Genomic DNA, 26940 nt, shown 5'->3' on the forward strand with positions numbered 1-26940 from the left:
GGTGATGACTGATGGTGCTAGCAGAAGCTAAGCCAGAAAAAGAATACTTGAGACGGAGATTTACTGATACCGGGCTGCGGCGGTTGGGTAAATTCCTGCGATCGTGGCGGGAAGCTAGGGGCTGGAGCGTTCACGAACTGAGCGAAAAGACCAAGCAGCATGAGGCTCAATTTTATAATCTAGGGGGAGAGCGTTTGCCGAAAGTTTTGGGGGTCAGCATTGCAGGCATTTCGAGAATCGAAAATGGCTATTACAACAAGCCTGCACCCGATATTTTGTGGCTGTTCCTCGATGTTCTCGAACCAGTTCACCCGGTTGAAAAGCGGTTGGTTACTCTAGAAGACTTACTGTTGATCGGAACAGAATTTTGGAACCCAAACGTCGAGGCGTAGGATTGACTTAAGAGTTAAATTGGATCTGTAAAATGCCGGGATTTCTTGACTTTAAGGCTGTCGTCGATCAGGAAAAACTGCGCCCTGTGCGATTTACGGATACGGGACGCGGTAGATTGGGCAAACTTCTGAAAGCAGCTAGAGAGATTCGCGGCTGGTCAATTATTGAAACAGAAATGGTCACAAAAGAATACGAGGCCGCTCTGTTTCGGACAGCCGGAGATCCTGTACCAAAAGATGTCGGTATTAGTAATGCTACTGTTAGTCGCTACGAACGCGGGAAGTTAGAAAGTTTGGATTGGCGATCGCTCAGTCTGTTATGCTTTGTCCTCAAGCCGATCGATCCGGTGACTGGGGAAGCCCTGGAACCGACAAATGCGCTTTACATCGCGTGCGAACATCCCCCATACAACGATGCGAAGCTTTACGAGTAGTTGATTGCTGACATCTGGCAGTATTGTTAATCAGCTTTTCAGGGCGGGCTAGAAGCCCAACCCCTACTCCCCACAAGCAAAATATTGAGTTGTTGTGGAACAGGCATCTTGCCTGTTCTTAACAATAGTGCGGGCTAGAAGCCCAACCCCTACTCCCCACAAGCAAAATATTGAGTTGTTGTGGAACAGGCATCTTGCCTGTTCTTAACAATAGTGCGGGCTAGAAGCCCAACCCCTACTCCCCACAAGCAAAATATTGAGTTGTTGTGGAACAGGCATCTTGCCTGTTCTTAACAATAGTGCGGGCTAGAAGCCCAACCCCTACTCCCCACAAGAGGAATATGGAGTTGTTGTGGAACAGGCATCTTGCCTGTTCTTAACAATAGTGATCGGGAATGAGTTATTACCGATCGCCCTTTTGTTTAGCTATTAAAGCTTTAGCTTGCTGCCACAGAGATTCTAACTCTTCTGCGGCATAATCCGACAAAGGTCGATCGCACGCAGCCTCTACCTTCGCAAACCGCTGCACGAAGCGATCGTTTGTTCCTTGCAAAGCAGCCGACGGATCTAAATCGTACCAGCGAGCTAATTGAATCAACACAAACATAATATCTCCCAATTCTGACTGCTGCGCTGCCTTATCCTCGTGTTTGAGAGCGTGTTCAAATTCTGCCATTTCTTCGTGAAATTTATCCCAAACGCCGTCTACACTGTCCCAATCAAAACTCACTTCCGCAGCTTTTTGAGAGATTTTCATCCCGGCGGCGATCGGCGGCAAAGTGCTGGCATAACGGCTCATTTTCGAGGCTAAAGTTGCGGGCTTTTCCGAAGTTGTGCCTTTTTCTGCTGCTTTGATTTTTTCCCAGTTTTCGTTGACTTCATCGACGCTGTTGAGTTCGACATCGCCAAAGACGTGGGGATGTCGCCGAATTAGTTTTTCTGTGATGCCCGCAGCTATTTCGGCGAAGGTAAACTGATTGGATTCGCTCCCAATTTGAGCTTGCAGAATTACCTGTAACAGTAAGTCGCCCAATTCTTCGAAGATCGCATCTTTATCTCCTTTGCGAATCGCGTCGGCGGTTTCATAAGCTTCTTCGATGATGTGGGGAATTAGAGTTTGGGGAGTTTGAGCTAAATCCCAAGGACATCCGCCGTCGGGCGATCGCAATTTAGCCACAACTTCTATAAGTTCTTTTAATGCTGTGAGCGATCGACTTTCAGAATTAGACATAATAATTTACCTTTTATATCAACCGCCAAGACGGTTATAACGTTGTTACTCCAACTATTGATTTTATTACATCTTCCTTCTTCTTCCTTCTTCCTTCTTCCTTCTTCCTTCTTCCTTCTTCCTTCTATCCTTTACATCCGTTACATCCGTTACAGAATCCGTTGCCGAACTTCCTTCTGCCTTCTTCCTTCTGCCTTCTGCTATAGATTTGCTAGATGTGCGAGTGGGAGCTTTGATTTTGGGCCTCTTAATTGTCTTAGGAGGGCGCAACCCGCTCAATCCTTTCTTTTTGAATCTTTTGTAAGCCGAGCCGCCCCAATCGCTCAGATAGTGGCTCATCGCGCCCAATTCTAGACCGATGTAAACGGCTAAAATTTCGATGTGGTGTTCCCAGATCGATCGCCCGTAACTCAACACCACATCCTGCCAATTCCAGCCGAAGTTTCCGACTTTTTGGGCAATTGCCAATCCCACGATTCCGAGAACCGCGATCCAGATAGCGAGGTACAAGATTCGCAAAGCAGTGCCGATCAGAGGGCCGTGGGACAAAAAAGAGCGGTGGCGCAGGCTTTTTTGGTACGGGAGCCAAATCAGTTTGAACCATCCCCAGCGCTGATACTGGCAGGAGTAGATATCCAAGTCGGGGCCAAACATCAGCCCGCCGAATAAGAAACTGCCGGAAACGAGCAAAGTCAGGTTGCTGCTCTGAGTCTGGCCAAAGGTGAGGGCTGCCACCAGGGGCAAACTCCACATGGTTATTTGATCGTGGGTGCGGCCAGAGGGCATTTAAAGTTTAGGATTTTTTTTACTTGATCTTTCTGAGTTACTGTGATATGATAAATCCCGGTGAGTGCAATTGGGTGATTAGCTCAGTGGTAGAGCGCCTGCTTTACACGCAGGATGCCGTAGGTTCAAATCCTACATTACCCATCCGATAACTCAATATCAACAGTTTCAGCCGTTTTTAGCAGTCAAGCCGAGAACGGCTGTTGCTTTTGACGGTTAACTGTTGAATGGGGTGACGACTAAATTTAACATTCTGTGGCGAATGTCTCAAAAGTTGGCACCCAATGCTAGAAAATTAATTTATTGATTTTCTTTTTTAGAACCGTGTATATGAAGCCTAAGATAACTAGCCCGATCGCGTGGCAGCAAGCTGAACTGCTTATGCAGCCAGCGATGATCCGAGTGATCGACAACATCCGCAAACAATTAGAGGAGTCTGTTTGGACGGGTACTTATCAAGAAGTCCAGATTCCCATTCCGGGCTATCAACTACTTTTAGAGCTTCAAGGCGAGCAAAGATGTATCGATATTTGGGAACTTTGCTATCGAGTCTGCTTTGTCAACTACCAGCCCGCCCACAGTCAAATCCAAAGCCAAGAAGTTGTAATTGATACTAGCTTGATTGAGGATGACACTGGCGATGTGGATTGGAATCGTCTTGATGCCAAAGCCAGTCAATTAATACAAGAAATATTCGCCAATTTGGGCAAATAGTCAGTTGTCAGTTGACAGGAAAGCAGTAGTTAACAGTCAACAGTCATCAGTCATCAGTCAATAGTCAACACTCAACAGTCAACAAAATTTTATGCTGATTCAAGAATTGCACGACATTCAAGCAGCGACAGGTGCTACTTTTGCAGAGTTAACAACCAAAGAAATTGTCCCAGTCAGTTTTGGTAACGACGCAGAAGCGATCGCAGCAACGAAACAAGGTGCGGCTTTGTACGATCGCACTCACTGGGGACGCATTCAAATCTCAGACAGCGATCGCCTGCGGTTCTTGCACAATCAAAGTACCAATAACTTTAATATACTCAAACCCGGTCAAGGTTGCGACACCGTTTTCGTCACATCCACCGCCCGGACGATCGACCTCGCCACCGCTTACGCTACAGAAGATGCCGTACTGCTGCTAGTTTCAGCCAACCGCCGCCGCCAACTGCTGGAATTGCTCGATCGCTATATTTTCCCAATGGATCGCGTCGAGTTAACAGATTTAACCGATACAACTGTTGCTTTCAGTGTCCTCGGCCCGGAAAGCACTCAACTATTAGAAAAAATCGGAGTTACCGAACTTCAAAATCAACCTTACGCTACTCACAAATTGATAAAAACCCCCCCTCTTTCCCCCCCTTACCAAGGGGGGGATGAAGGGGGGGTTCGAGTTGCGGTTGGTAGCGGTTTAGCAACTCCCGGCTACACGTTAATTGCGCCAGCCAGCGATGCAGCCAACTTGTGGCAGGAATTAGTCAAAGCTGGGGCCGTACCGATGGGCGATCGAGTTTGGGAACAACTGCGAATCGAACAAGGACGCCCCGCACCCGATTTTGAACTCACAGACGATTACAACCCCCTAGAAGCCCGTCTTTTACACACGATTACCTATGACAAAGGCTGCTACATCGGTCAAGAAACAATTGCCCGGTTGAACACCTACAAAGGAGTCAAACAGCAACTTTGGGGCGTGCATTTGAGCGGTGCGGTTGAACCCGGAACAGCAGTCACCATCGGAGAAGAAAAAGTCGGCAAACTCACCAGTTTTACGGAAACTGAATCCGGCTTTTTTGGTCTTGCTTACATCCGCACAAAAGCGGGCGGCGAAGGACTGAAAGTGCAAGTCGGATCGGTGTCAGGGGAAGTAGTAAATGTACCTTTCTTGAGTTCGTAGTTGCGATCGGTCGCGTGGTGGCGCCGCAGCGCCAAAAACTTTTTTGTTGAGGTTGATTTGGGAAGGATGCTAACACCATAAATTGACACCAAGTCCTATCTTTAGATAGATTTGCAAACCAACAACAGCAATTATTGTGTATAACAGTCGTCACAGAAAAAAACAGAGTTTTTCAATGAAAAAGTTTACATCGCGCTTAGTTACAACTTGCCTGCGAGTAGGAATAATCTTGGCTGTAGGAATAGCGCTAATTTTTAGCTCAGAATTGGAATTTTCGGGCAACAAAATGCAAGCGATCGCTACACATTTAACCCCTGAAGCTAAATCTTACGAAGTTGCCAGTCCCGATCGCCCGCTAACAACCGATACAGAGAAGGATGCCAAGGGTGTACTTGGCAATATCCGAGAAAAGCTGAATCTCGATCAACCCATTGCCCCCAGTACCAAAAAATTTGTAAAATCGGTAAAAGATAACGTGGGCGAAGCAGTTACGCCGGCACGGGAAGCACTAGAAAAAGCTACAGATCGAGGTAGCAGCGATCGAGCCAACTAATTCCATCGCATCCAGTTTTCAAATATCAAATTCTTAGTCCATCTCTGCTGGGACGAAAGTTTGTGTAGTAGCGATTTCAAGCCGAATCATGGAAGCGATAACGAACCCGGATTTGATTGTTCATATTGGCACTTCAGGTTGGAGTTACGACCATTGGGAAGGTGTGCTTTATCCCCACCAGCTACCGCCTCGCTCTAGGCTCGATCGCTACATCCAGCACTATCAAACCGTCGAAGTTAATAGCACCTACTACCGCTGGCCACCAAACACTACCTTTGCTAGCTGGCGAGAGCGCCTCCCCCAAGGATTTCTGATGACCGTAAAAGCCCCCCGTGGTCTAACGCACTCCAAGCGCCTTTACTCGCCAGAAAAGTGGTTGGAACGCATGAGTCAGGGACTTCAATGCTTGGGCGATCGACTCGGTATTCTGCTCGTCCAACTCCCTCCCCAGTTCGGCTGCGATTTGGCTCGCCTAGCTTACTTTCTAGAGCAGGTGCCCTCCTGGATCAAAGTAGCTGTGGAATTCCGAAACCCAAGCTGGCACACAGAAGAGGTATTTTCGCTGCTGGAACGCGAAGGAGCGGCTTACTGCGTGATGAGCGGCGCCCACCTTCCGTGTATCCTGCGAGCAACAGGCTCATTCGTCTATGTGCGCCTCCACGGCCCCGACGCCAACAATCTCTACGGCGGCTCCTACTCGGATGATGATTTGCATTGGTGGGCCGATCGCATCCATGAGTGGAAAAGCCAGGGGCGAAGCGTGTTCGTCTACTTCAACAATGACGGAGAGGGAAATGCAGTTCGCAACGCTTCAAAGCTAAAAACTTTTGTGGAGAACGGTACTTCCTGACCGACTCTGATTGAGACTGTTTCCATTTTTTTGGGCCCATTCAAAAACGCTCCGCAGTTCCCTGAAGCTGAATTAGAAATCGCAGGTGGCGTTCGTCTAGGTTATTGTTTGACGATCGCACTCACCCCGAACCCGCACATCCCACTCAACATCACCCAGCACAAGCTGATCAAATTCAACTCAACATCAATAGGCTCTTTTAGCTCCATTTCAAACAAACCCCGTAGGGTGCGCTTGACATTGGGAAACACGAAATACTCCGTCAGTTTCTCGATGCGATAATTAAACGCTTTGTAGGGGCGTTTGAAGTACAATTGCACCTTCCCTCGGCGTTCCCACACTCCCAGCAAGTTGATGGCAACCTCTGAGTAATGTACTCTCACATCCCGCTGCACTTCGGCTATCCCTTCCTCCATTAGTCGAGTAGTAATTCCAATTTTATAGAAGCTGTTGCCGTCAGCTTTTACCTCAAGAAAGTAGAGCGAGTTCACTCTTGATGCGCCTCAATTGTGCGCGGTAAATATTCAAATCTGCCCGCCGTTCGTCCAAACAAGATAACTCTTCCGCGCGGCCAACATCTACGGAGCGATATAACTAACAGGGAATTGAAAGCCCCTGCTTATGCTCAGTCAGGAATCCGGGAGTATTGGATTCTAGATATCAATGCCCGTCGATTGTATGTGTTTCCTGAGCCAGGGGCCGAGTGTTATGCTAGCCCGGTTGTGTTGGCAGAGTCGGATTTAATCGCACCTTTGGCATTTGCAGATTGTCAAGTGTCTGTGGAGGATTTGCTCAACAGGAGTGCCGATCCCAGTTGTGAGTGAGGAAACTTTAAAAATTTATGGACAGACTGAAACGGACTGGCAATGCTGTATCAGCCATCCGCTACAGACAGGAATTTTCAAGGCAAGCGTTGTTTTTTTGGACGCTTGCTACACAAATGCCCAACTCTAACTTAACTGCTTGTAGCCAAGTATACACTTGATTGTGGTTATAAGTCCCTCTAAAGAATTATTTGTAGATTCTCCTGAAGACAGATGATAGCAGCGACAAAGGAAAATAACATACAAAGTGTACAGAGTTATTAGGTAATCTAAAGGCAGAATTTAAAAGTAGTCTATTTGCGCCCTGTAGGAAAGACATTCGACTTACGCACTTGCCCAAGCTAAACAAAGTGGCAGTATGGGGCGTACTCTTGTGCCTTAATTCAGGTTAATGACTACTTGATATTTGATACTTAATTAATTAAGTTTACCTAATTTATTGTTGCTCTGTTCTACCTGTCCGACTCTAATTACCCTGTTGTTATAAGTACCTCTAAAGAATGGTTGGTATATTCTCCTGAATACGGAGGATAGCAGCGACCAAGGGAAATAACATCACAATCTACAGAGTTATTGGGGAATCTAAAACCAGAATTAACAGCACTCTATTTGCGCCTTATAGGGCATACATTCGGCTTACGCACCTGCCAAAGTTGAACAAAGTTGCAGTAGGTCGCGTACCCTTGTGCCTTACTTCAGGTTAATGACCAATTGAGCTTTGATTCTTAATTAGGTTGACCTGATTTTTTCTTTCTCGGCTCTATCTGTCACACCCTAACTACCATCTGGTAATACGCTTCTTTGTAGATGGCACAAAGGATACCCGAAATTTTCGCAGTTTGAGACATGTGTGTTGCTTGTAGGTCATTGGGTATACCCAGACTGACCAATTTTCATTTTACCTTATCACACTTATTTAAGAAGTCTCATGGTTAACTTACTCAGACCGCCCAGTGTTTCTTCAAGTTCTCGCTTCGGTACTGTAACTGGTTTGTGGAGGCAACAGTCTCTTTACGACAGGAGGGCGCTTAAAACTGGTATCGTCCATTTCGGGCCAGGTCGTTTTTTTAGGGGGCACCTTGCCTACATAATACATAACTATCTTGCACAGAAGGGGTTCCAAGAGCAGAGATGGGGGATTTGTGGGGTTAGCCTCAAGAGTCAAGAGACCATTACTAGGTTGAAACCGCAGAGATTCCTTTACACTTTGACCAAACATTCTAGTTGCGCTCAAAATCGTGAGGAAGCGGAAGTTATAGGTTCTATTAGGGAAATAGTTAATGGTAGAGAGAAGTGCGAGTATGTGCTTGAAAAGATGGCGTCTCCCTCTGTGCATCTGGTGACTCTTACTATTACTCAAGGAGGCTACCATCTAGACAAGAATTTTAACCTCGACACAGCGAATGAAGACATCGCGCACGATTTGCAAAATCCTTCCACTCCAACAACTGCAATTGGCTTTATAGTAGAGGCGCTGCGGCGACGACGCGATCGCAAAATGACTCCGTTCACCACTCTTTCCTGCGACAACCTCCCAAGAAATGGGGAGATCCTGCGAAAAGCAGTGCTAGCTTACGCTGAAGAGATCGATCCTCAACTTGCAGAATACATCAGGGATAACGCCACGTTCCCGAATTCAGTGGTAGACAGGATTGTGCCTCAAGAACAGGAATCCGACTATAACTACCCCAGCAGACTGTTGCAAGTTCGCGATCGCGCACCCATTGTAACCGAACCATTTTGGCAGTTTGTCGTGGAAGACAAATTCACAGCCGATCGCCCCAAGTGGGAAGATGTAGGGGTGATTATGACTAGCGACATCACTCCCTTCCTGTAAGTAGGTCGGCGGGAAAATCCATAAGTATGTAACAAAATATTAAGTCGGGTGACTGGACTTGAATTTAATACGTTGTGTAGGGTAATCTCCTCTTTTTCCTCTAACTTCTACTCCATGAATTACGGCGTAGGCGAGTTCTAATTCATCCTCAAACATTTGTCCGGCTAATTCATCTTCTTTAATGTGTTGCCACTCTAATTCAATTGGGTTCATTTCGGAACAATATTTAGGCAAGAAAAAAATATATAAACCCTGAGCTTCCCACTTTGACCACAACTGTTTAACCTCCTGACATCGGTGTATTGGACCGTTGTCTTGTACAAGAATTCTAATCCGTTTCATTTGGGCCGCTTCTTCTGCTTCTTTTTCCATCATCTGAATATAAGCTTTTCGATCAACACCTCCAATTACCAAACCATATACAAAGCTACTTAAAGGTTCAAAAATCCCCACAATACTTAATCTACGACCTCGATTTTTAGTTTGCTGTATCCGTTTTTGTTGACCTTTTTTGTAATATGTATAACTTGCTTTACTCCACGCACAAAATCCTGATTCATCTAAATATTTTAAGTCGCTTTCTCCGGCTGCCGCTGCTAATTCCAGCATATCTAGGTCTGATTGCTTTATTGCTCGTTGTTTGGGGTCTTGTTTTCCTTTATGACTTGGACTAGCTCTTTTCCAAATGATCCCTTTTTTTTTAGTACCCGTCTTAGTCGGTCGGGACTTAATTTAATAGAGCGCTCTTTTTCTAATTTATCAGCTAATTGAAAACTGTTATATGTACGTGGTTCTTTTTTTAAGCATTCTGACAAAAACTCTATATCTTCTTCTTTCCATTTGGCTTTTACCCCTCGACCTGGTTTTTCCCAAAGGCTTTCTATACCAAATTCTTCCCATTTATGTAAGACTGCTCTCACTGTTTGTGAAGCCCAGTTAAAGTGAGTAGCTATTTTCTCAACATACCAGCCATTTGCGTTTAACCTGATTACTTCTGCTCGATCTTTGACTTTTTGTGGTACTTTCGCCGTTCTCAGATTAAATAGGGTTTTGTCTTGCTTTTGAGTGAGAAATACTCTTAATCGAGCGCCCATATATTAATTACCTCACTAAATTTCTACCTTTCTTTATGTATCTTAACATAGTTTTGTTTTTTTTCGCCGACCTACTTATATGAAGTCGAGATTCTTGAATGCAGTACACTCCTTCATAGCCTGTTTAGCTGTAAGAGCAGGTATAGAGTATATGCACGAGGCGATCGCGCTACCGGAATTCCAGTTGTTTACTCGACTTCTCATGGACGATATCGCAGCAGCAACACCAGTGCCTCGCCAGATGTGCGAACAATATATGGAGCAGGTGTTACTAAGGCTGAGTAACGAGGCTCTTCCCGATACTACTGAGAGAATCTCTTCAGAAACAGCGAGGAAAGTAGGCAAGTATATATTTCCTATACTTCAGGATGCTTATAGCCGAAAAGTCAGCATGAAGCGTATTATACTTCCTGTTGCGGCGTGGCTGCTTGCAGTCCGAGAAGAGGCGAGCGAGTCTGGTCAACCCTATCATGCCAAGGATACCCAAAGCGCAATTACAGCCATTCAAGAAGGCGCAGTAATTAGCGGGATTCTGGGATTGGAAAATTGCGAACAGACAGAGGTCGTAGATAATGAATGCCACAGGGCTTTGCAATATCTTCAGACCCACGGACTATTGACTACGCTTAAGAATTACAGTGAGGGAGGTCTTTTAAATGAAACCGTTTCAGCATGATTTGGTGGTGCTTTTCGATCATGACGGAACTGTCGTTGATAGTGAAACCATAGCACTTAAGAGCGCATGGAGGCTGACAAATGAAGTTGCTCGTGAGTTCCCTGGCGCTCAATACTATGAGCTTGAGGACTTTGTTAAAAGCTTCGCCGGGAAACCCTACAGGGAAATACTCAAAAAGCTCTACCCAGACTCATTAACCAGTCTTAATGAGCGCGATATGGACAGGCTAGTGGCTGAAGAAGAAAAGAGAGCGATTCAACGGCTTACTATAGAGGCAAAAGCGACGGTCGGAACGCCCCAAGTGCTGTCTTCCCTGCGCGACGACGGAGTTGAATATGCACTTGTAAGTAACAGCAGCTTACAGCGACTGAGTGCTTGCCTTAGTTCTGCAGCCCTGACTGACTATTTCCCAAGCGAGCAGATATTTAGCGCCCACGACTCTCTCCCGGTTCCCCGTCCCAAGCCGCTTCCTGACATCTACCTATATGCAGTGAAATGTCTGGACGCTGAAGTTTCCGATTGCGTGGCAATTGAAGATTCTATCAGTGGGGTAAGGTCTGCCGTTGCTGCTGGAATTGGGCAAATTATCGGTTATGTAGGGGGAACTCATATCAGCGAGGATGAACGAAGCAGCCGTGCAGATGCTCTTGAGTCGGCTGGTGCCCACAAAGTTATCGATCGGATGCACGATCTTATGGGCTTATTATCAGCAACCCCAGTGTAAGGACACGGGGCATCAGGCGATCGCTTGATGCCTTAACAGGATGTCTAAAAAGTCAGATTCGGTCAAGAATAGCTTGGGCGACAACTTCATCGGCGATCGGTTTGGCGATCGACTTGCCATGCAGATTCGCCAAAATAGACTCCACCTTTTTCAACCATCCTGCAATACTGATAATCAGCCGTCATCACAAGGTCATAAATTAATAAGATGAACAGCAATACCAGCACAGACTCAACAATCAAGCTGAATGAAGCATCCCTGTCCCTTTTACCTGGAAACGTGCGCGTACCCAAGTACGATCGCCCTCAAATTACTAATGGAATTGTGCATATTGGGGTTGGTGGATTTCATCGATCGCACCAAGCGCTTTATCTCGATGATTATTTCCATCAGAATCCTGGTAGTGATTGGGGAATCTGTGGTGTTGGATTGCTTGACAATGACTACGATCGGCGAATGCGGGATGCGCTTCAATCCCAAGATTGTTTGTATACCTTAGTTGAGCGATCGCCTGAGTGCGATCGCGCTCGGATCATTGGCTCAATCACTCGATACTTGTTTGCACCAGACAATCGTCAAGCAGTTATTGAAGCATTAGCAGATCCCAAATGCCGAATTGTTACTCTAACGATCACTGAAAGCGGCTACTACTACATTGAAGGAAGTGGCAATTTCGATGTCAACCACCCGACGATGCAGCACGATTTGCAACATCCTGACCAACCACTTGGGACCTACGGTTTTTTGACAGCCGCACTCGAAAAACGGCGTAAACAGGGGTTGGCACCCTTTACAGTCTTGTCCTGCGACAATATCCAGGGCAACGGCAACATGGTGCGGAAAATGCTAACGACATTTGCCCAAATGCGCGATCGGGATTTAGGAAGTTGGATTGCTGAACACGTTGCCTTTCCCAACTGCATGGTCGATCGCATTACTCCGCTGACAACCCCAGCAGATATCAAAATGGTCGCCCAACAGTTTGGTATTGATGATGCGTTTCCCTGCGTCGCGGAGCCTTTCATTCAGTGGGTAATCGAAGATACCTTTTGTGCAGGCAGACCCGATTGGGAATCCGTTGGCGTACAGATGACTAAGGATGTTCATCCCTATGAAATGATGAAAATTCGGCTGCTTAATGCCAGCCATATGCTGATTGGCTATCTCGGCTCTCTGGCAGGTTATAACTACGTTTATGAAGTCATGGCTGACCCTTTGTTTCAGCAAGCAGTTGCTAACCTGATGGATGAGGTGACACCAACGCTTCAACCCGTTCCGGGGATTGATTTAGATGATTATAAAAAAACTTTAATTGAACGGTTTTCTAATCCCAAAATTCGCGATCAGCTTCCACGCCTGTGCCTGAATGGATCGGCAAAAATTCCTAAGTTTGTTTTGGGATCGATCCGCGATAAATTACAACTTGAAGGTGCGATCGATTACCTAAGTTTGACGATTGCTGCTTGGTGTCGATACATCAATAGTCATGATGAACAAGGGCAACCTATTCCCATTGATGACCCATTAGCAGACATCCTCACTCAACGCGCCAGTTTGAGTGAATTAGATCCCAAACCATTACTGGGCCTATCTGAAATTTTTGGAGATTTAGGAGAGTCGCCACGTTTCGTCGAGGCTGTTGGTGATCAGTTGCGTAGTTTGCATGAGTTTGGTGCTCAAGGAACGCTAGCCAGATTGTCGTAGGAACTATCCGCATCCGTGAGGAAACTTATTTGACCGAAAGCATCCAGGATACCCGCCACGTGATTCATCCGTCCAGAAATAAAAAACCTGTATCCGATAAAGGAGCCTCCGAATTTATCCGTGAGATCAATGCTTCAATCTAAAATCTAAAATCTAAAATCTAAAATCGATTGACACTGCCACGGCTGCACTACGTTAAAGCCGTGGGATTCTCCCGTCTAGCCCAGCTCTATGTCTACGAGTGCAAAGGGAAATTCAGCAGCCAATACAGCGCAATATTGATTGAGGTCATTCTTTCCTATGTTCCCTCTCACCAAATCATCTATCTTAAGGCAGATTCTCCTGAGTGATTAACTCAGATTCAACTAAACCAAAAGGAGTCCCGCGCTCTACCTGTACTCAGGTGAGCGTCGGGAGGAATTTGCGTGAGCCAGGAGAGCCGCCCCGAACCAAACCGATAGCTTTAGGTGCCGAAGGTGAGGGGCGGTCGATGAGCGAACAAATTATTTTTGCTACACCACTTGCTTTTGCCATCTTCACGAGATAGAATTTTCTTAGAGTTTGTGAAAGTAATGCCTCAAATAATCACCGCCAAGTTAAAACTAAACCTGAATACCGAGCAAAAAGCTTTGGTGTCTCAGACTACATTAGCCTATCGGGATGCCTTGAATCATACTTCGCGAGTTGCTTTTGATGCGAACAAAACCAGCAATGGTGCTAAGTTGCAAAAAGCTGTCTACAACGAATTGCGAGTTAGATTTGGGCTTGGCGCTCAGATGGCTTGCAACGTACCCAGACAAGTATCGGCAACCTACAAAACTCTCTGGACTAAGGTAAAACAATCTAACGACGCTATTTCCAAAGGGTACACAAAGAAACGATACAAAGGGCTAGATCAACCCCCTAAATACATCTCTCGAACCTGTACCTTAAATTATCAGCGCGACTACTCGTTTAAATCCGAGCAGATGGTGAGTCTTATCACCCTGGCTGGTAGAATAGTAGTTTCCTATGACGGCTACAACAAGTATTTGGATTTAATTGCCAATGGTTCCAAGGCCCTGGCAGCTAAGATTGTCTATCAGCGTTCCTCTAAAGTTTACTATTTGATGGTAGCTGTTGAGGTAGAAACCCCTGAACTTGACCCGCTGAAAATAACCAGAGTTTCGGGTGTTGATGTGGGAATGCGCTACTTAGCCGTAGAAACAGACTTACAAAACAAGTCTAATTTCTACTCAGGCTCAGAAGCTAGACATAAAGCCAACCGCTATCACAAGGCTAGACAAACTCTTCAGCGTAAAGGCACTCGTTCGGCAAAGCGCAGACTAATTGCTTTGTCGGGAAGAGAAAGACGGTTTATCGCTGATGTGAACCACCAAATCAGCAAGGATATTGCAAAGCCTCACAGCATAATTGGGCTAGAAAATCTAACCGGAGTTAGGGATAGAACGAAGTCCAAGTCTGGCAAAAAGGCTAGCAAGAAGCAGCGAAAAGCTAATCGAAATAAAGCTAAATGGTCGTTTGCCGAACTGCACGGCTATATTGACTACAAAGCTAATCTGAACGGCTCTTTGGCTACTAAAGTCCCAGCTCATTATACTTCGCAAAGTTGTCCAAAATGCGGACACACATCAGTAGAGAATAGACCGAGAAAAGGACTATTATTTCGCTGTGAATGTTGCGGACATGAGCTTCATGCTGATTTGGTGGGTGCGAGAAATATTGCCATGAGAACGTTACTCGTCCGGCAGGACTGGACGAGTACGGGGATCTTGTCAGCATCCCCTAATGTGTCGGGCCGTGAAACTAAAGCTGAGATTCTGCAAAGGTTCTCAGAATTGCGGTGGAGCTCAGATACAAGCCCACATCTCCGGCGGTACTCCGCTTGATGCTGGGTAGTTGACTGGAGAAGACCGTGTATGTATACGGATGAATCTGGATGAAGCGCGACGCCACAGGCAAGTTTGTTAGCAATTGGAACTCGGAGATGAAACAACGAGTGAGCGTATCTCTGACTAATACAGCATGGCGATCGCTCGATAAAGAGGCTCACAGGCGAGGAATTTCTCGCTCTGAAGTCATTGAACGCTTTGCCCGCACTCTTGAAGGCGAACAGTTGTTCGCTGCCCAAGAAACTGAGGGCAATGTAGCAACGATTCTGGAAAGCATTACCGATGCGTTTGTCGCCTTCGATCGCGACTGGCGCTACACCTACGTGAATCGGGCGGCGGCTCAAATCCTGCACAAAACACCAGAAGATATACTAGGAAAGCACGTTTGGAATGAGGTTTTTCCTGAGCTGGTTGGTGCAATTCCCTATCGAGAACTCCATCGGGCAATGAAGGAACAGGTTCCTGTTTCCTGGGAAGAATTTGGGGAATCTGTCCAGCGTTGGATAGAGGCAAAGGCCTATCCCTCAACCGCAGGACTAGCAGTTTATTTTCGCGATATTACAGAACGCAAGCAAGCAGAGGCAGAACGAGAACGGTTATTGCACGAGCTTGAAATTGAACGCGCCCGATTTGAAGCCGTTTTACGACAAATGCCTGCAGGTGTAATGATTGCCGATGCAGCATCTGGTAAGTTGGTTCTGGCTAACGAACAAGCCAAGCAGATTGTTGGATATGGCTACGAACAATCGCTTGAGCTTAACGAATATGATCCCGTCGTTTCATACATTCCACTTCGTTCTAACGGTCAGCCCTATGCCCATGAAGATATGCCCTTAGCGCGATCGCTAAAAACAGGTGATGTCGTTACCAACGAGGAGATGGAAATCGATCGAAATGATGGTAGCCGCATTTTCATTAACGCCAACTCAGCACCGATTTTAGATAAGCAGGGGCAGATTGTTGCAGCCGTTGTTATCTTCCAAGACCTGACGGATTACAAACAAGTTGAACAGTCATTGCGAGAGAGCCAAGAACGCCTGCAATTGGCACTGACGGCGGCTCAGATGGTGGTCTGGGATATGGATTTGCCGACCAATCAGGTCGTGTGTTCTGCAAATGCTCTAGAAGTTTGGGGTCTTCACGAAGGCTCAGGAGAAGACTTTTTTGCACTCATTCATCCAGACGATCGACAACGGGTGATCCAAGCGGCCCAACGGGCAACTGCGGTCGAACAGTCCTACGTGCAGGAGTATCGGGTAATTAGTCCCGACGGCGTTGTGCGCTGGATCAACAGTCAGGGGCGAGTTTATCTGGAGGAAACCGGACAGGGAGTTCGCATGGTTGGCGTTTCGGTTGACATCACCCAACGCAAACAGATCGAAGCAGAGCGCGATCGCCTTTTAAAACGAGAACAATCTGCCCGACGGTCAGCAGAAACCGAACGCCAGCGGTTGCATGACATCCTGATGCAATTGCCTGCCATGATTGGCATTGTTAAAGGTGCCGATCTAGTGTATGAATTTGCCAATCCAACCTATCTGCAAGGGACTGGGCGCACTCCAGACATTATCGGGAAATCTATGCGGGACGTTTTCCCGGAAATAGAGGGACAAATTTACTTTGAAGCGTTTGAACAGGTTTACCGGACGGGAGAAACATTTATTCGGGAGGAGTCACCTACTTACTGGGATCGGAACGGCGATGGAGTGTTGGAAGAAGCATTTTTCCACTGCATCTTTGCAGCTTGGCGGGATGCTGAGGGAACCATTCAGGGTGTCTTGATTTATAACATTGAAGTGACAGCCCAGGTGCGGGCAAGGCAACAAATTGAACAACTGCTCAAGAACCTCCAGCAGAAAGAAGAAATTCAACAATTCCTAATCGAATTGAATGACGCGATTCGTGCCATTCAAGACCCACAAGAAATTATGTGGCAGGTGGTTTGTGCCACAGGGCAACATTTTCATGTCACTCGCTGTACCTACGGCGAAATTGATCCAACGCAGGAATATGTCATTGTCGATCGCGATTTCTGCAATGGTGCAATCAGCGTGGTGGGTAGACATCACCTGGATTCGTTTGGCCGTGAACTCATTGCTGAATTAAAGCAGGGCAGAACAATTGTCGTGGATGATGTCGATCGCGATTCTCGGACTGCAGGAGCGGGGGCTGCTGCCTTCGATGCAATTCAAACCAAATCTCTTGTGTGTGTTCCCTTGGTGAAAGAAGGAAAATTTGTCGCATTGTTTGTGTTGCACCATGTGGCTCCGCGACGCTGGACGGAGGAAGAGGTGGTCCTGATGGAGCGAATTGCTGAAAAAACCTGGCTAGCCGTGGAGCGATCGCGCGCAGAAGAGGAATTGCGAGAAAGTGAAGCTCATCTGCAACTGGCGCTGAAGGTCGGACGCATGGGAACGTGGGACTGGGATATGCAGACCGATGCCTTGCTTTGGTCAGAAGGACATTTCATGGTACTCGGTCTGCAACCGAATGAGTGCGAACCGGGCTATGAAGTTTGGGGAAGTCGGGTTCATCCTGATGACTTAGCAGAAACCGAAGGAAAACTTCAGCAAGCCATAGCAGACAAGAAGGAGTATCACCATGAATATCGCCTGCGTTGGTCAGATGGCTCGATTCACTGGGTCGAAGCCAGAGGACAGTTTACTTATGATTCTCAGGGAAATCCCAAGCACTCGATCGGAGTTGTCATTGATATCACAGAACGCAAGCAAGCAGAAGAAGCGTTGCGTCAAGCCCTACAAAAGCTTAACTTCCATGTTGAAAACTCTCCAATGGCAGTCGTTGAATGGAATCGAGACTTTCAAATCATTCGCTGGTCTGCTGGTGCAGAGCGGATTTTGGGCTGGAGGGCCGAAGAAATTCTGGGCAAATCTTTAACAGAGATACCTTTTGTCTTTGAGGAAGACCTCGAATCGGTGACTGAAGTCTGCCAACGGCTGGTCTATGGTGAAGAACCCCATATTTTTTCATACAACCGCAATTACACGAAAGCTCGCAACATTGTGCATTGCGACTGGTATAACTCCAGTCTCAGGGACGAATCGGGACGGATGATTTCGGTGCTATCGCTGGTGCTGGATGTGACGCAGCGCAAGTATGCAGAACAAGAACGAGAACAACTGTTAGAACGCGAGCGCCTCGCACGATCGGAAGCCGAAGCCGCACAGCGCCAACTGGCAACTATTTTTGACACGTCTCCGGTTGGACTTGCCCTGTTAGATGCACAGCAGAGATTTATTGCCATCAACGAAGCATTAGCAGAAATTAATGGATTAACCCGCGAGCAACACTTAGGCTATTCAATTCCAGAACTTTTTGGTCAATCCGATCCCAAATTAGTTGAAGTCTTCCATCAGATTTACGCCACAGGGAATCCTTTCATTTCACCGAACTTTGCGGTGAATGTTCCCGGACGCGGAGATCGCCGTCCCGGTTACTACAACGTTTACTATCTTCCAACTGTTAACTCAAATGGTCAGGTCGAAGGGGTTTTAGTCTATGTGGTAGATGTGACGGAACGAATGCAGTTAGAACGTGCACAACGTTTTCTCTCTGAGGCAAGTGCGGTGCTTGCATCCTCACTTGATTATCAAACTACTCTAGAGCAAGTCGCGCAGCTTACAGTGCCGGAATTAGCGGACTGGTGTACGATTCACATGAGAGAAGAGGATGGTGCGATCGAGCAGATTGCAGTTGCTCACATCGACCCTGCCAAGCTGGAATGGGCATATCAGATTAGAGAAAAGTATCCGCTGAATCCGGATGACCCTCGCGGTGCTGCATTGACCTTGCGAACTGGGGAATCTGATTTGGTGCCGGAGATTCCCGATGAATTGTTGGTACAGGCAGCGCTTGATTCAGAGCATTTAGAGATGCTGCGGCAGGTTGGATTCAGCTCTGTAATGACGGTGCCACTACGAACTCAGGCACGAATTCTAGGGGTCATTTCCTTTATCTGTGCCGAATCTGGACGACGGTATACCTCAGCAGATTTGCAACTGGCAGAGGAATTGGCCCGTCGTGCTTCCTTGGCGATCGACAATGCTCAATTATACCGATTGGCTCAACGCGATCGCGCAAAAGCAGAAGCCGCTAACCGGATTAAAGACGAATTTTTAGCCGTATTGTCCCACGAATTGCGATCGCCCCTGAATCCGATTCTGGGCTGGACAAAATTGCTACGAACTGGGCGACTAGATGCCACAAAAACCCAGCAAGCCCTAGAAACGATCGAACGCAACGCCAAGCTGCAAGCGCAATTAATTGAGGACTTGTTGGATGTCTCGCGCATTCTGCAAGGAAAAATGACGTTAAACGTCGCGAGTGTGAATCTAGCAGCAACGATTGAAGCCGGCATGGAAACGGTACGACTGGCGGCCGAAGCCAAACACATTCAAATCCAGACCACGTTTAATCCTATTTCAGGAACGGTTTCAGGTGATACGAATCGCCTCCAACAGGTAGTCTGGAACCTCCTTTCCAATGCCGTGAAGTTCACCCCAGCCGGAGGACGAATCGAGGTGCAACTAGAGCAAGTTGGCACCTATGCTCAGATTCAAGTCAAAGATACTGGAAAAGGCATCAGTCGAGACTTCTTACCCCATGTGTTTGACTACTTCCGTCAAGAAGATGGGACAACGACTAGACAATTTGGCGGATTGGGATTGGGGCTGGCGATCGTCCGCCATTTTACCGAACTGCATGGAGGAACCGTTCAAGCAGACAGCTTAGGACAGAACTTAGGGGCTACATTTACCATCCGGCTACCGTTAAACATCGTAGAGCCGCAACCCTCGGACGATCGCAGGCACCCAGAAAGTGCGGCAGACTTAGCAGGTATTCAGGTCTTGGTTGTGGACGACGATGCAGATATGCGGGAGTTGGCAGCATTCACCCTGATGCAATCTGGCGCACAAGTTACGACAGCCGCTTCCGGTGCACAGGCGTTGACTCTCCTGAATCAATCTGTCCCCGATCTGCTGTTATGTGACATTGGGATGCCAGAGATGGATGGTTATGCCCTGATTCGGCAAATTAGAAAATGGTCACCTGAACAGGGCGGCACGATTCCTGCGATCGCACTTACTGCCTATGCTGGAGAAATCAATCAGCAGCAAGCCTTAGCTGCGGGATTTCAGATGCATATCTCCAAGCCTGTCGAACCTGATGAATTGGTAAAAGCGATCGCCCGTTTGCTAAGACATTAAGCTAAGAATGCTTAATATCAGTCAAATTCAGTCAAATAAAAGAAGAAAATTTACTAACATAACCTCTGCCATTCGTAAACCCTCATCTCTAATGTTTTTAGCTGCATTGATGTTTCTATCATGGTGAGGCTCGCATTAGGGCATTCCCACTTTCTGATATCCAATGAAAGCCTATTTACAGCAGATTGCAAGCTTATAGAGGACAATAGCAGCCTTTAGAAAACCAGTTTGTGAGAGGTTGAGGATTAATTAAATAAGCGTGCGAAGTGCGACTCGGATTTGGTATCAGATGGAAGCAACTTGAGTTAAATGATGACATAATCTTCGCCCCAAACAGGTTGAGTGACCTGTGGTTCCGGCTCTATGGGGTCGCTGTAATGAGTCTCAATGTGTTTGATGAAACTTTCCCGATAAGCTTTCAGATGCGAGTTAAGTGCTTCGATATCCTGCTGTCCTGTTGCGAAACTACTATCTCTTCGGAAGTGACCCGATTCCTTAACAAAAGCCATGTCAACTTGCCACAAAGCTGAATCAGTCGGGCGATAGGACAAATCAACTATATCGTAAGCTGCGAATCCTTGGGACTTCATAAAACTCATTACATCATACATCTGACCGAATAAAGTAACTTCTACAATTACATATTCAGTCTGCTGCAAAATCTCAGTTGCTCCCGCTAAAACATCTACTTCCTTTCCGTCTACATCAACTTTAATTAAATACGGGCCTGACAAGTTTCTTTCCCTGCATATTCCATCCAGGGTAATTGCTGGTATGTTCCTCAAATAAGGGTTGCTGCTGTCACTAACGCGATTTTCAGAAAGTGAAGAATGCACCATACCGGGACTGACGTTGAGGGTGAAAACTCCCGATTCTTTGGTGGCTGCTGCAATAATGTATTCTGCACTTTTGAGATGGCGGCAAATTTTGGCGAGGTAAGGTTCATTTTCGGCGATGGGTTCAATTAGCAAATGTCGCGCATCGGGGAAAGTTTCGTAAAGGCTAAAAGTTCCCAATGCCGCACCGACATCAATCACAGTTCTTGGTTGAAAACCTAACTTTTTAGCCAGCAGCAAGCTGCCTGACATCGAGTTTCTGAGAATTCCTGTTTGTTGGTTCACAATTTTTATCCTGATTTCAATGTGGATAAAGTTAATATTATGTCTTGCAGCAGAGTTATTGTATGTCCGAATAAAGAAACGAAGCAATCGCCGAGGTTTGCGAGTGCTTCGTTTCGGCTCGCCATGACAGAAATAGGTTTCAACTGAGATATTGCACCATTCTCAATCAGTTTTTTAGGAACAGGCTTTTCGGCCTGTTCCACGAGTTAATTTTCTTGTGGAACAGGCCGAAAAGCCTGTTCTTGAGAATGGTGCTAGATGTGAGTTTTAACACAACCTGTTACTATTTCGCCGACTTCTGCGCCTTGTTTTCCGGTTCGACAGATTGCAAAGCTTCGTCGAGAATTGCCCGCGCTTCTTCGGCTTTACTTCTAGCTTCTCGATAGCGGACGTTAGCTTGAGCAAAGTTTTTGAGAACCTTGAAACCATCTTTCAAACGACTAATTTCCTCGGCCGTCACAGCCTCATCTGTAAACAAAATGTCGATCGCCGCCCGGACTTTGAGTGCTTCTTCGCGGGATTCCATCACTTTCAATTTGAGACTTGCCAAATTGCTCAAAATCTGCACGGCTTCAGTAATCGCGTCCTCGCCGTCAGACGCAGCATCTTCGATATCCTTAACTTCAACAAACTGCTTGGGCCCAAATCCCTCCACGAGCTCCGTAGGCAGCTTTCCCTCATCCATGAGCTCCATCAGCCGATCCATCGCTTCTTCGCGGGCTTTGGCTGAATCTTTCCCCTTGACAGTTAAAATAATTTCGGGGCTTTGAGGAAGTGTATAGCGAACCATATTTTGACAGCCTGTGCGCGAAAACAATTGAATGATATTTTATCTTTATTCGATCGCCAGTTGCAGCTATCAATCCGCTCCATTACCAACTGCTTGCCAAAACTTGACACATATACACTCAAAAGGAACCCTAGACAATGAAAGATAAATTTCTTAACTTTCTCAACTTGCTTTTAGTAGCTGATGTATTTTTCGTCTTTGCCAGTTTTGGGTGGTTTGCGATCGCAGTAGCAGGTCGATCGACCGGGGTGAATCTCGGTTTTGATTTGTGGTACAGTCTCTGGCAGCCCGTATTTAATCCCGCCCTGGGAATTCTTATGGGCGGTGCTATTCTCAGCGGTATAATTAACCAAGTTTCTAAACGCCTCAATCCCAAGTAAAATTGATGTTTTGTTGGAGACGGTGATTGGCGATGCTACTTAGTTGGCGATCGAACTTGTGGGATGCGTCAATCGATTTTAGATTTTCGATTTTAGATTTTAGAGGCGACCCCACGGATAAATGCGGGGGCTGGAGGATTTTCGATTTTAGATTTTGGATTTATTCCACGGATAAATCACGTGGCGGGTACCACCTTTGAAATTCCTGGTCAGAGATGACGCACTCAATTAGGTCGATGAAGCTTGAAAATACATTAAGTAGTCAAAAACGAGTGAAACGCTCCCCAAAGGAGCGATATCTTATGAAAGCAATCACAAAAGTTATGATAGCGGGAGCATCTCAGTTTTGCATTTACAGTGCGAGCGTCCCCGCTCGCGTATTGTACAATACGCGAGCGGGGACGCTCGCACTACAATAAAAAAAATGCTTTTTACAAAACTGAGATGCTCCCATGATAGCTTTACATTCTGTTACAGAGTAAAGTTTATTTTCGCCTACCTATTTACGTCTAAAATCAGGATTGGACGATCGGCATCTTAAAATATCAACTCATATTCAGAGTAACAAAAGTCGGGCATTAATTATGGGAGAACAAAAATGTATCGGTATCCTCACTAGCGGGGGTGACTGTGCAGGCTTAAACGCAGTTATTCGAGCCGTTGTCTACCGCGCCACGGGAACTTACAATTGGAAAGTGATGGGGATTCGTCAAGCCACCAACGGATTGATGAGTCGTCCCCCTGAAGCAATTCCCTTGGATATTGAGAAAGTAGACTCGTGGCTCACCATTGGCGGTACGATGCTAGGCACGACAAATAAGGGCGACCCTTTTGCTTTCCCGATGCCTGATGGGACTTTACGCGATCGGGCTGAGGACATTATCGAAGGCTATCATCAACTAGGTCTCGATGCCTTAATTGGCATTGGTGGCGACGGCAGTCTCGCCATTCTCAGGAAGATTGCTCAACAAGGTAATTTGAATTTAGTTGCTATTCCTAAAACTATTGATAATGATGTCGGCATTACCGAGCGTTCCATCGGTTTTGATACTGCGGTCAATATTGCCACTGAAGCACTCGATCGCTTGCATTTTACTGCGGCAAGTCACAGTCGCGTCATGATTGTTGAAGTCATGGGGCGCGACGCTGGACATATTGCGATCAGTGCCGGAATTTCTGGGGGAGCTGATATAATTCTGATTCCCGAAATCCCTTACACAATTTCCAAAATCTGCGCCCAAATCCAAGAACGCCAAGACCGGGGAAAAAACTACTGTTTAATTATAGTAGCGGAGGCAGTTCGCACTGAAGAAGGCGAGTTAGTAATGCAAACAAATCGCTTAGGTCAAAGTCGATTAGGCGGAATTGGTCAGTATTTAGCTGATACAATTTCTGAGTGCAGCGGTGCAGAAACTCGCGTCACTGTTTTGGGACATATTCAACGCGGAGGAACTCCTTCATCGCTAGAAAGGTTAATTGCTTCTGCTTTTGGCGTAGCAGCAGTTGATTTAATTGCCGAAGAGAAATACGACTGCATGGTATCTTGGCAAAAGCGGGAAGTTGTGAGCGTTCCTCTGTCCAAGGCGATCGCCAAATACAGACCTGTAGACTTCGATGGTACTCTGGTTAAAACGGCTCGCGGTTTGGGAATTTGTCTGGGAGATTAAACCATTACCCGTCCGATTTGTCAAAGATTTAGTGCGGGACGCACTCAGAACCAAGAAACCGGGTTTTTCAACCGAGAGTGAGGGTTTTAAGCCAGTGTATTGTCGTAAAAAAACCAAGGTGATGACCGTCTGTGCTTCTAGGACTAAGATTAACCTGGAAGCAGTGATGTTTCAACTATTTAGTGTAACTTGCAATCAGTTCCGAGCGAGTATCGACCGAGAGCATCTCAGTTTTGCATTTACAGTGCGAGCGTCCCCGCTCGCGTGTACAATACGCGAGCGGGGACGCTCGCACTACAATAAAAAAAATGCTTTTTACAAAACTGAGATGCTCCCGTATCGACCCAGAGTGCGATCGCACTCGGAACTACAAAATACCGCAACAAGTGGAAAGGGGAGAAATTGACACCATTTACTACAGAAATTAGAGTGCGACATTATGAAATGGATGCTCTCGGTCACGTAAATAATGCTGTTTATCAGCATTATTTAGAACACGCTGCAATCGAACATTTAGAACACTTGGGATTTACTCTCGATCGCTACCGGGAATTGGGCGGCGTCTTTGTAATGCGACGGATAGAGATTGACTATTTGCGATCGGCCGCATCGGGCGATCGATTGGAGATATCCACTTGGATCGAACAAATGCGCGGCCCGCGCGCTGTCCGCCGCTACGAAATTCGCTTAGCTGGAAGTGACGAAATATTGTTAAAAGCAGAGGCGCTTTGGGTGTGGGTTGAAGTTACCACTATGCGCCCGCGAGCAATTCCCAAACAAATAATTGATATTTTTGAATCACAATCTCAAGCATTACCAACCTAGAGAAAAAATCAACTATTATATTTGCAAAATCCTGTAAAAATCTATTGGTTTGTAGTGAGGACTTCAGTCCCCTATTCCCCGTTTGTAGAAGTGCAAAAAGTTGATTGTCGCCGGGGCCGGAAATCCCGATCGCAAAAAGTCGGATCGCCCGCCTGCCAGTTTGGATGCCACAGAGGTACGATGGAATAGAGGGAGGGAGGCCAAGCCCGGTAAGGTTAAGCTTGGCGACAATACCCAGAGGAAGGGAAAAATGACACTTAACTTGCGGCGACCGATTTTGATAGGCGGAATAGGACTTTCAGCAGCGCTGTGGCTGCTGGAAACTCTACAGCATTCGGGTTCAGAAATGGGCGAAACGGCACTCATCGGCTTGGCGGCTGCCGGTGCGGGGTATTGGTGGTGGAAGCAACAATCCCCCAAACTCGAACTCGCACTCCCGCAACCCCTGGCCAACAGGGAAGCAGCCGAAAAAGCGATCGCGACTTCCGAAGCCGCCATTAAACTGCTAGCTTCAGAAGCTCAAAACTCCGCCGATCCTGCTAATCTAACAGCAAAGCTCGATCGGCTCAGAGCCGAATTAGACAGACAAGATTTACGGATTACCGTAACTGGCGGCAAAGCTGTCGGCAAAACTGCCTTAATTCAAGTTTTAAATTCTAATTGGGCCTCTCAAGACCCGCAAAAGCTTAGTTTACAAGAAACAGCAGCGCTGTTTGCTAATACAAATGCCGATGCCAAAATCAACGGTGATTTAGTGCTGTTTGTAACAGCGGGCGACATCACAGATTCGGAATTTAAAACATTATCTCAGCTAGCGTCCGCAGGTCAGCGCGTGTTGCTAGTCTGGAACAAACTAGACCAATATTTACCAGAACAGCAGTCGCAGGTTTTGCACTCTTTGCAGCAGAAAATGCAAGGAATATTGGGAACAGAAGAGATAATTGCGATCGCAGCTTCTCCCAATTCTATTAAAGTGCGCCGGCACCAAGCGGACGGCACAGTTCAAGAACGCATCGAAAATCAAGTCTCTCAACTCGACGGGCTGACGGAAAGATTGACTAAAATCTTAACTGAAGAACGGCAACAGTTGGTCTGGGCGAGTGCAGTGCGCGAGGCTGCAAGTATCAAGCTAGAGGCAAAAACCTTATTAAATGGAGTCAGGCGCGATCGGGCAATTCCCATTATCGAACAATATCAGTACATCGCCGCCGCCGCCGTCTTTACTAACCCGGTTCCCGCTTTAGACTTGCTAGCAACAACCGCCATCAGTACCCAACTTGTAATCGACCTCGGCGCTATCTACCAGCAAAAGTTTTCCTTAGACCAAGCTAAGACAGTAGCGGCAACTTTGGCAAGTCAAATGTTTAAATTGGGATTAGTAGAAATGTCTACCCAAACTATTACTGGACTGCTGAAAAGCAATGCTGTCACCTACGTAGCCGGAGGCGCGGTGCAGGGAATTAGTGCAGCATATTTTACCAGAATAGCAGGACTGAGTTTAATTGAATATTTCTCAACTCAAGAATTGGAAAATGCTAAAGGCATCTTCAATCTTACGGAACTGACGAAAACTTTGCAAGCAGTATTTCTGCAAAATCAGCAAGTTTCCTTCTTGCAAGGTTTCATCAATCAAGTGGCGAGTCGCCTTTCCTCTCAGGTATCTGGGCCCGAAACCGTTAAGTCGGCGGTCAATTAAGTAAAATAAAGGAACAGGCTTTCCAGCCTGTTCCACAAGACAGTTTTTTTGTTGTGGAAGAACAGGCAAGATGCCTGTTCCACAAAATTTTGTTATTGTGGAAGAACAGGCAAGATGCCTGTTCCACAAAATTTTGTTATTGTGGAAGAACAGGCAAGATGCCTGTTCCACAAAATTTTGTTATTGTGGAAGAACAGGCAAGATGCCTGTTCCACAAAATTTTGTTATTGTGGAAGAACAGGCAAGATGCCTGTTCCACAAAATTTTGTTATTGTGGAAGAACAGGCAAGATGCCTGTTCCACAAAATTTTGTTATTGTGGAAGAACAGGCAAGATGCCTGTTCCACA

25 protein-coding genes and 1 tRNA gene are annotated in these 26940 nt (G+C 46.5%); 19 read left to right on the forward strand and 7 right to left on the reverse strand.

The features are described from left to right. Positions 1–11: 11 nt before the first annotated feature. A complete protein-coding gene (locus tag QUB16_RS20260; RefSeq protein ID WP_333318831.1) occupies positions 12–392 on the forward strand; it encodes a helix-turn-helix transcriptional regulator in 381 nt (126 codons plus the stop codon). A 32-nt stretch (positions 393–424) separates the two neighbouring features. After that, on the forward strand, positions 425–826 hold the full coding sequence (locus QUB16_RS20265) for a helix-turn-helix transcriptional regulator (protein WP_006634106.1): 402 nt from the start codon (positions 425–427) through the stop codon (positions 824–826). A 403-nt stretch (positions 827–1229) separates the two neighbouring features. Here the strand turns inward: QUB16_RS20265 and mazG are convergent, their stop codons facing one another. Together mazG and QUB16_RS20275 are read right to left on the reverse strand one after the other, a co-directional pair. Next, the gene (gene mazG, locus QUB16_RS20270; protein WP_333318834.1) at positions 1230–2057 is read right to left on the reverse strand and encodes a nucleoside triphosphate pyrophosphohydrolase; all 828 of its coding nucleotides are present in this window, start codon (positions 2055–2057) and stop codon (positions 1230–1232) included. A gap of 66 nt (positions 2058–2123) precedes the next feature. Next, on the reverse strand, positions 2124–2843 hold the full coding sequence (locus QUB16_RS20275) for a metal-binding protein (RefSeq protein WP_333318835.1): 720 nt from the start codon (positions 2841–2843) through the stop codon (positions 2124–2126). Between the two features lie 72 nt (positions 2844–2915). Here QUB16_RS20275 and QUB16_RS20280 point away from each other — a divergent pair. From QUB16_RS20280 to QUB16_RS20300, 5 genes are all read left to right on the forward strand, one after another. Continuing rightward, positions 2916–2987 (forward strand) — tRNA-Val (locus tag QUB16_RS20280). A 186-nt stretch (positions 2988–3173) separates the two neighbouring features. Then, positions 3174–3557 (forward strand): hypothetical protein, encoded by a 384-nt coding sequence (locus QUB16_RS20285; RefSeq protein ID WP_333318837.1) that lies wholly within the window; start codon positions 3174–3176, stop codon positions 3555–3557. Between the two features lie 94 nt (positions 3558–3651). Next, a complete protein-coding gene (gene ygfZ / locus QUB16_RS20290) occupies positions 3652–4731 on the forward strand; it encodes a CAF17-like 4Fe-4S cluster assembly/insertion protein YgfZ (protein ID WP_333318875.1) in 1080 nt (359 codons plus the stop codon). A 175-nt stretch (positions 4732–4906) separates the two neighbouring features. Next, on the forward strand, positions 4907–5284 hold the full coding sequence (locus tag QUB16_RS20295) for a hypothetical protein (protein WP_333318839.1): 378 nt from the start codon (positions 4907–4909) through the stop codon (positions 5282–5284). Between the two features lie 88 nt (positions 5285–5372). After that, positions 5373–6134, forward strand: a complete 762-nt coding sequence (locus QUB16_RS20300; protein WP_333318841.1) for a DUF72 domain-containing protein — start codon at positions 5373–5375, stop codon at positions 6132–6134. A gap of 101 nt (positions 6135–6235) precedes the next feature. On the opposite strand, the gene QUB16_RS20305 is transcribed toward QUB16_RS20300, so the two are convergent. Then, complete coding sequence (locus tag QUB16_RS20305; RefSeq protein ID WP_333318842.1) at positions 6236–6625, reverse strand: hypothetical protein; 390 nt, start codon at positions 6623–6625, stop codon at positions 6236–6238. Between the two features lie 114 nt (positions 6626–6739). On the opposite strand from QUB16_RS20305, the gene QUB16_RS20310 reads away from it, so the two are divergent. Beyond that, positions 6740–6958: a Uma2 family endonuclease gene (locus tag QUB16_RS20310; protein WP_445251146.1), complete on the forward strand. Its 219-nt coding sequence runs from the start codon at positions 6740–6742 to the stop codon at positions 6956–6958. Between the two features lie 928 nt (positions 6959–7886). Next, complete coding sequence (locus QUB16_RS20315) at positions 7887–8795, forward strand: mannitol dehydrogenase family protein (protein WP_333318846.1); 909 nt, start codon at positions 7887–7889, stop codon at positions 8793–8795. 39 nt (positions 8796–8834) lie between these two features. Here the strand turns inward: QUB16_RS20315 and QUB16_RS20320 are convergent. Beyond that, positions 8835–9889, reverse strand: a protein-coding gene (locus QUB16_RS20320) for an IS630 family transposase (protein WP_333318848.1) whose coding sequence is annotated in 2 segments (ribosomal slippage) — positions 8835–9494 and positions 9497–9889 — 1053 coding nt in all. Because the reading frame shifts where the segments join, the coding sequence is not laid out codon by codon here. Positions 9890–9968: 79 nt separating this feature from the next. Here QUB16_RS20320 and QUB16_RS20325 point away from each other — a divergent pair. From QUB16_RS20325 to QUB16_RS20345, 5 genes are all read left to right on the forward strand, one after another. Further along, positions 9969–10565, forward strand: coding sequence for a hypothetical protein (locus tag QUB16_RS20325; protein ID WP_333318849.1), 597 nt, complete (start codon positions 9969–9971; stop codon positions 10563–10565). After that, positions 10546–11289, forward strand: coding sequence for an HAD family phosphatase (locus QUB16_RS20330; protein ID WP_333318851.1), 744 nt, complete (start codon positions 10546–10548; stop codon positions 11287–11289). The genes QUB16_RS20325 and QUB16_RS20330 overlap by 20 nt, the downstream gene beginning before the upstream one ends. A gap of 207 nt (positions 11290–11496) precedes the next feature. Then, positions 11497–12993, forward strand: a complete 1497-nt coding sequence (locus QUB16_RS20335; RefSeq protein WP_333318853.1) for a mannitol dehydrogenase family protein — start codon at positions 11497–11499, stop codon at positions 12991–12993. A 572-nt stretch (positions 12994–13565) separates the two neighbouring features. Next, positions 13566–14882, forward strand: a complete 1317-nt coding sequence (locus QUB16_RS20340) for a transposase (protein WP_333318856.1) — start codon at positions 13566–13568, stop codon at positions 14880–14882. 50 nt (positions 14883–14932) lie between these two features. Continuing rightward, positions 14933–20113, forward strand: a complete 5181-nt coding sequence (locus QUB16_RS20345; RefSeq protein ID WP_333318858.1) for a PAS domain S-box protein — start codon at positions 14933–14935, stop codon at positions 20111–20113. Between the two features lie 305 nt (positions 20114–20418). Here QUB16_RS20345 and QUB16_RS20350 read toward each other — a convergent pair whose 3' ends face one another. The 3 genes from QUB16_RS20350 to QUB16_RS20360 form a co-directional block, all read right to left on the reverse strand. Then, the gene (locus QUB16_RS20350) at positions 20419–21234 is read right to left on the reverse strand and encodes an FkbM family methyltransferase (RefSeq protein WP_333318860.1); all 816 of its coding nucleotides are present in this window, start codon (positions 21232–21234) and stop codon (positions 20419–20421) included. A gap of 5 nt (positions 21235–21239) precedes the next feature. Then, positions 21240–21437 (reverse strand): hypothetical protein, encoded by a 198-nt coding sequence (locus tag QUB16_RS20355; RefSeq protein WP_333318862.1) that lies wholly within the window; start codon positions 21435–21437, stop codon positions 21240–21242. Positions 21438–21517: 80 nt separating this feature from the next. After that, positions 21518–22024, reverse strand: coding sequence for a hypothetical protein (locus QUB16_RS20360; protein WP_333318864.1), 507 nt, complete (start codon positions 22022–22024; stop codon positions 21518–21520). Between the two features lie 137 nt (positions 22025–22161). Here QUB16_RS20360 and QUB16_RS20365 point away from each other — a divergent pair, with 137 nt between their 5' ends. From QUB16_RS20365 to QUB16_RS20385, 5 genes are all read left to right on the forward strand, one after another. Beyond that, the gene (locus QUB16_RS20365) at positions 22162–22404 is read left to right on the forward strand and encodes a hypothetical protein (RefSeq protein ID WP_333318866.1); all 243 of its coding nucleotides are present in this window, start codon (positions 22162–22164) and stop codon (positions 22402–22404) included. A 584-nt stretch (positions 22405–22988) separates the two neighbouring features. Beyond that, the gene (locus tag QUB16_RS20370) at positions 22989–24071 is read left to right on the forward strand and encodes an ATP-dependent 6-phosphofructokinase (RefSeq protein WP_333318868.1); all 1083 of its coding nucleotides are present in this window, start codon (positions 22989–22991) and stop codon (positions 24069–24071) included. Positions 24072–24473: 402 nt separating this feature from the next. Further along, complete coding sequence (locus tag QUB16_RS20375) at positions 24474–24896, forward strand: thioesterase family protein (RefSeq protein ID WP_333318870.1); 423 nt, start codon at positions 24474–24476, stop codon at positions 24894–24896. 250 nt (positions 24897–25146) lie between these two features. Then, positions 25147–26592, forward strand: coding sequence for a slr1306 family protein (locus tag QUB16_RS20380; RefSeq protein WP_333318872.1), 1446 nt, complete (start codon positions 25147–25149; stop codon positions 26590–26592). 114 nt (positions 26593–26706) lie between these two features. Then, positions 26707–26940 (forward strand): hypothetical protein (locus QUB16_RS20385; protein WP_333318873.1); only part of this gene is annotated, 234 nt, incomplete at its 3' end.

The organism is Microcoleus sp. D3_18a_C4, assembly GCF_036702415.1.
Lineage (GTDB): Bacteria > Cyanobacteriota > Cyanobacteriia > Cyanobacteriales > Microcoleaceae > Microcoleus.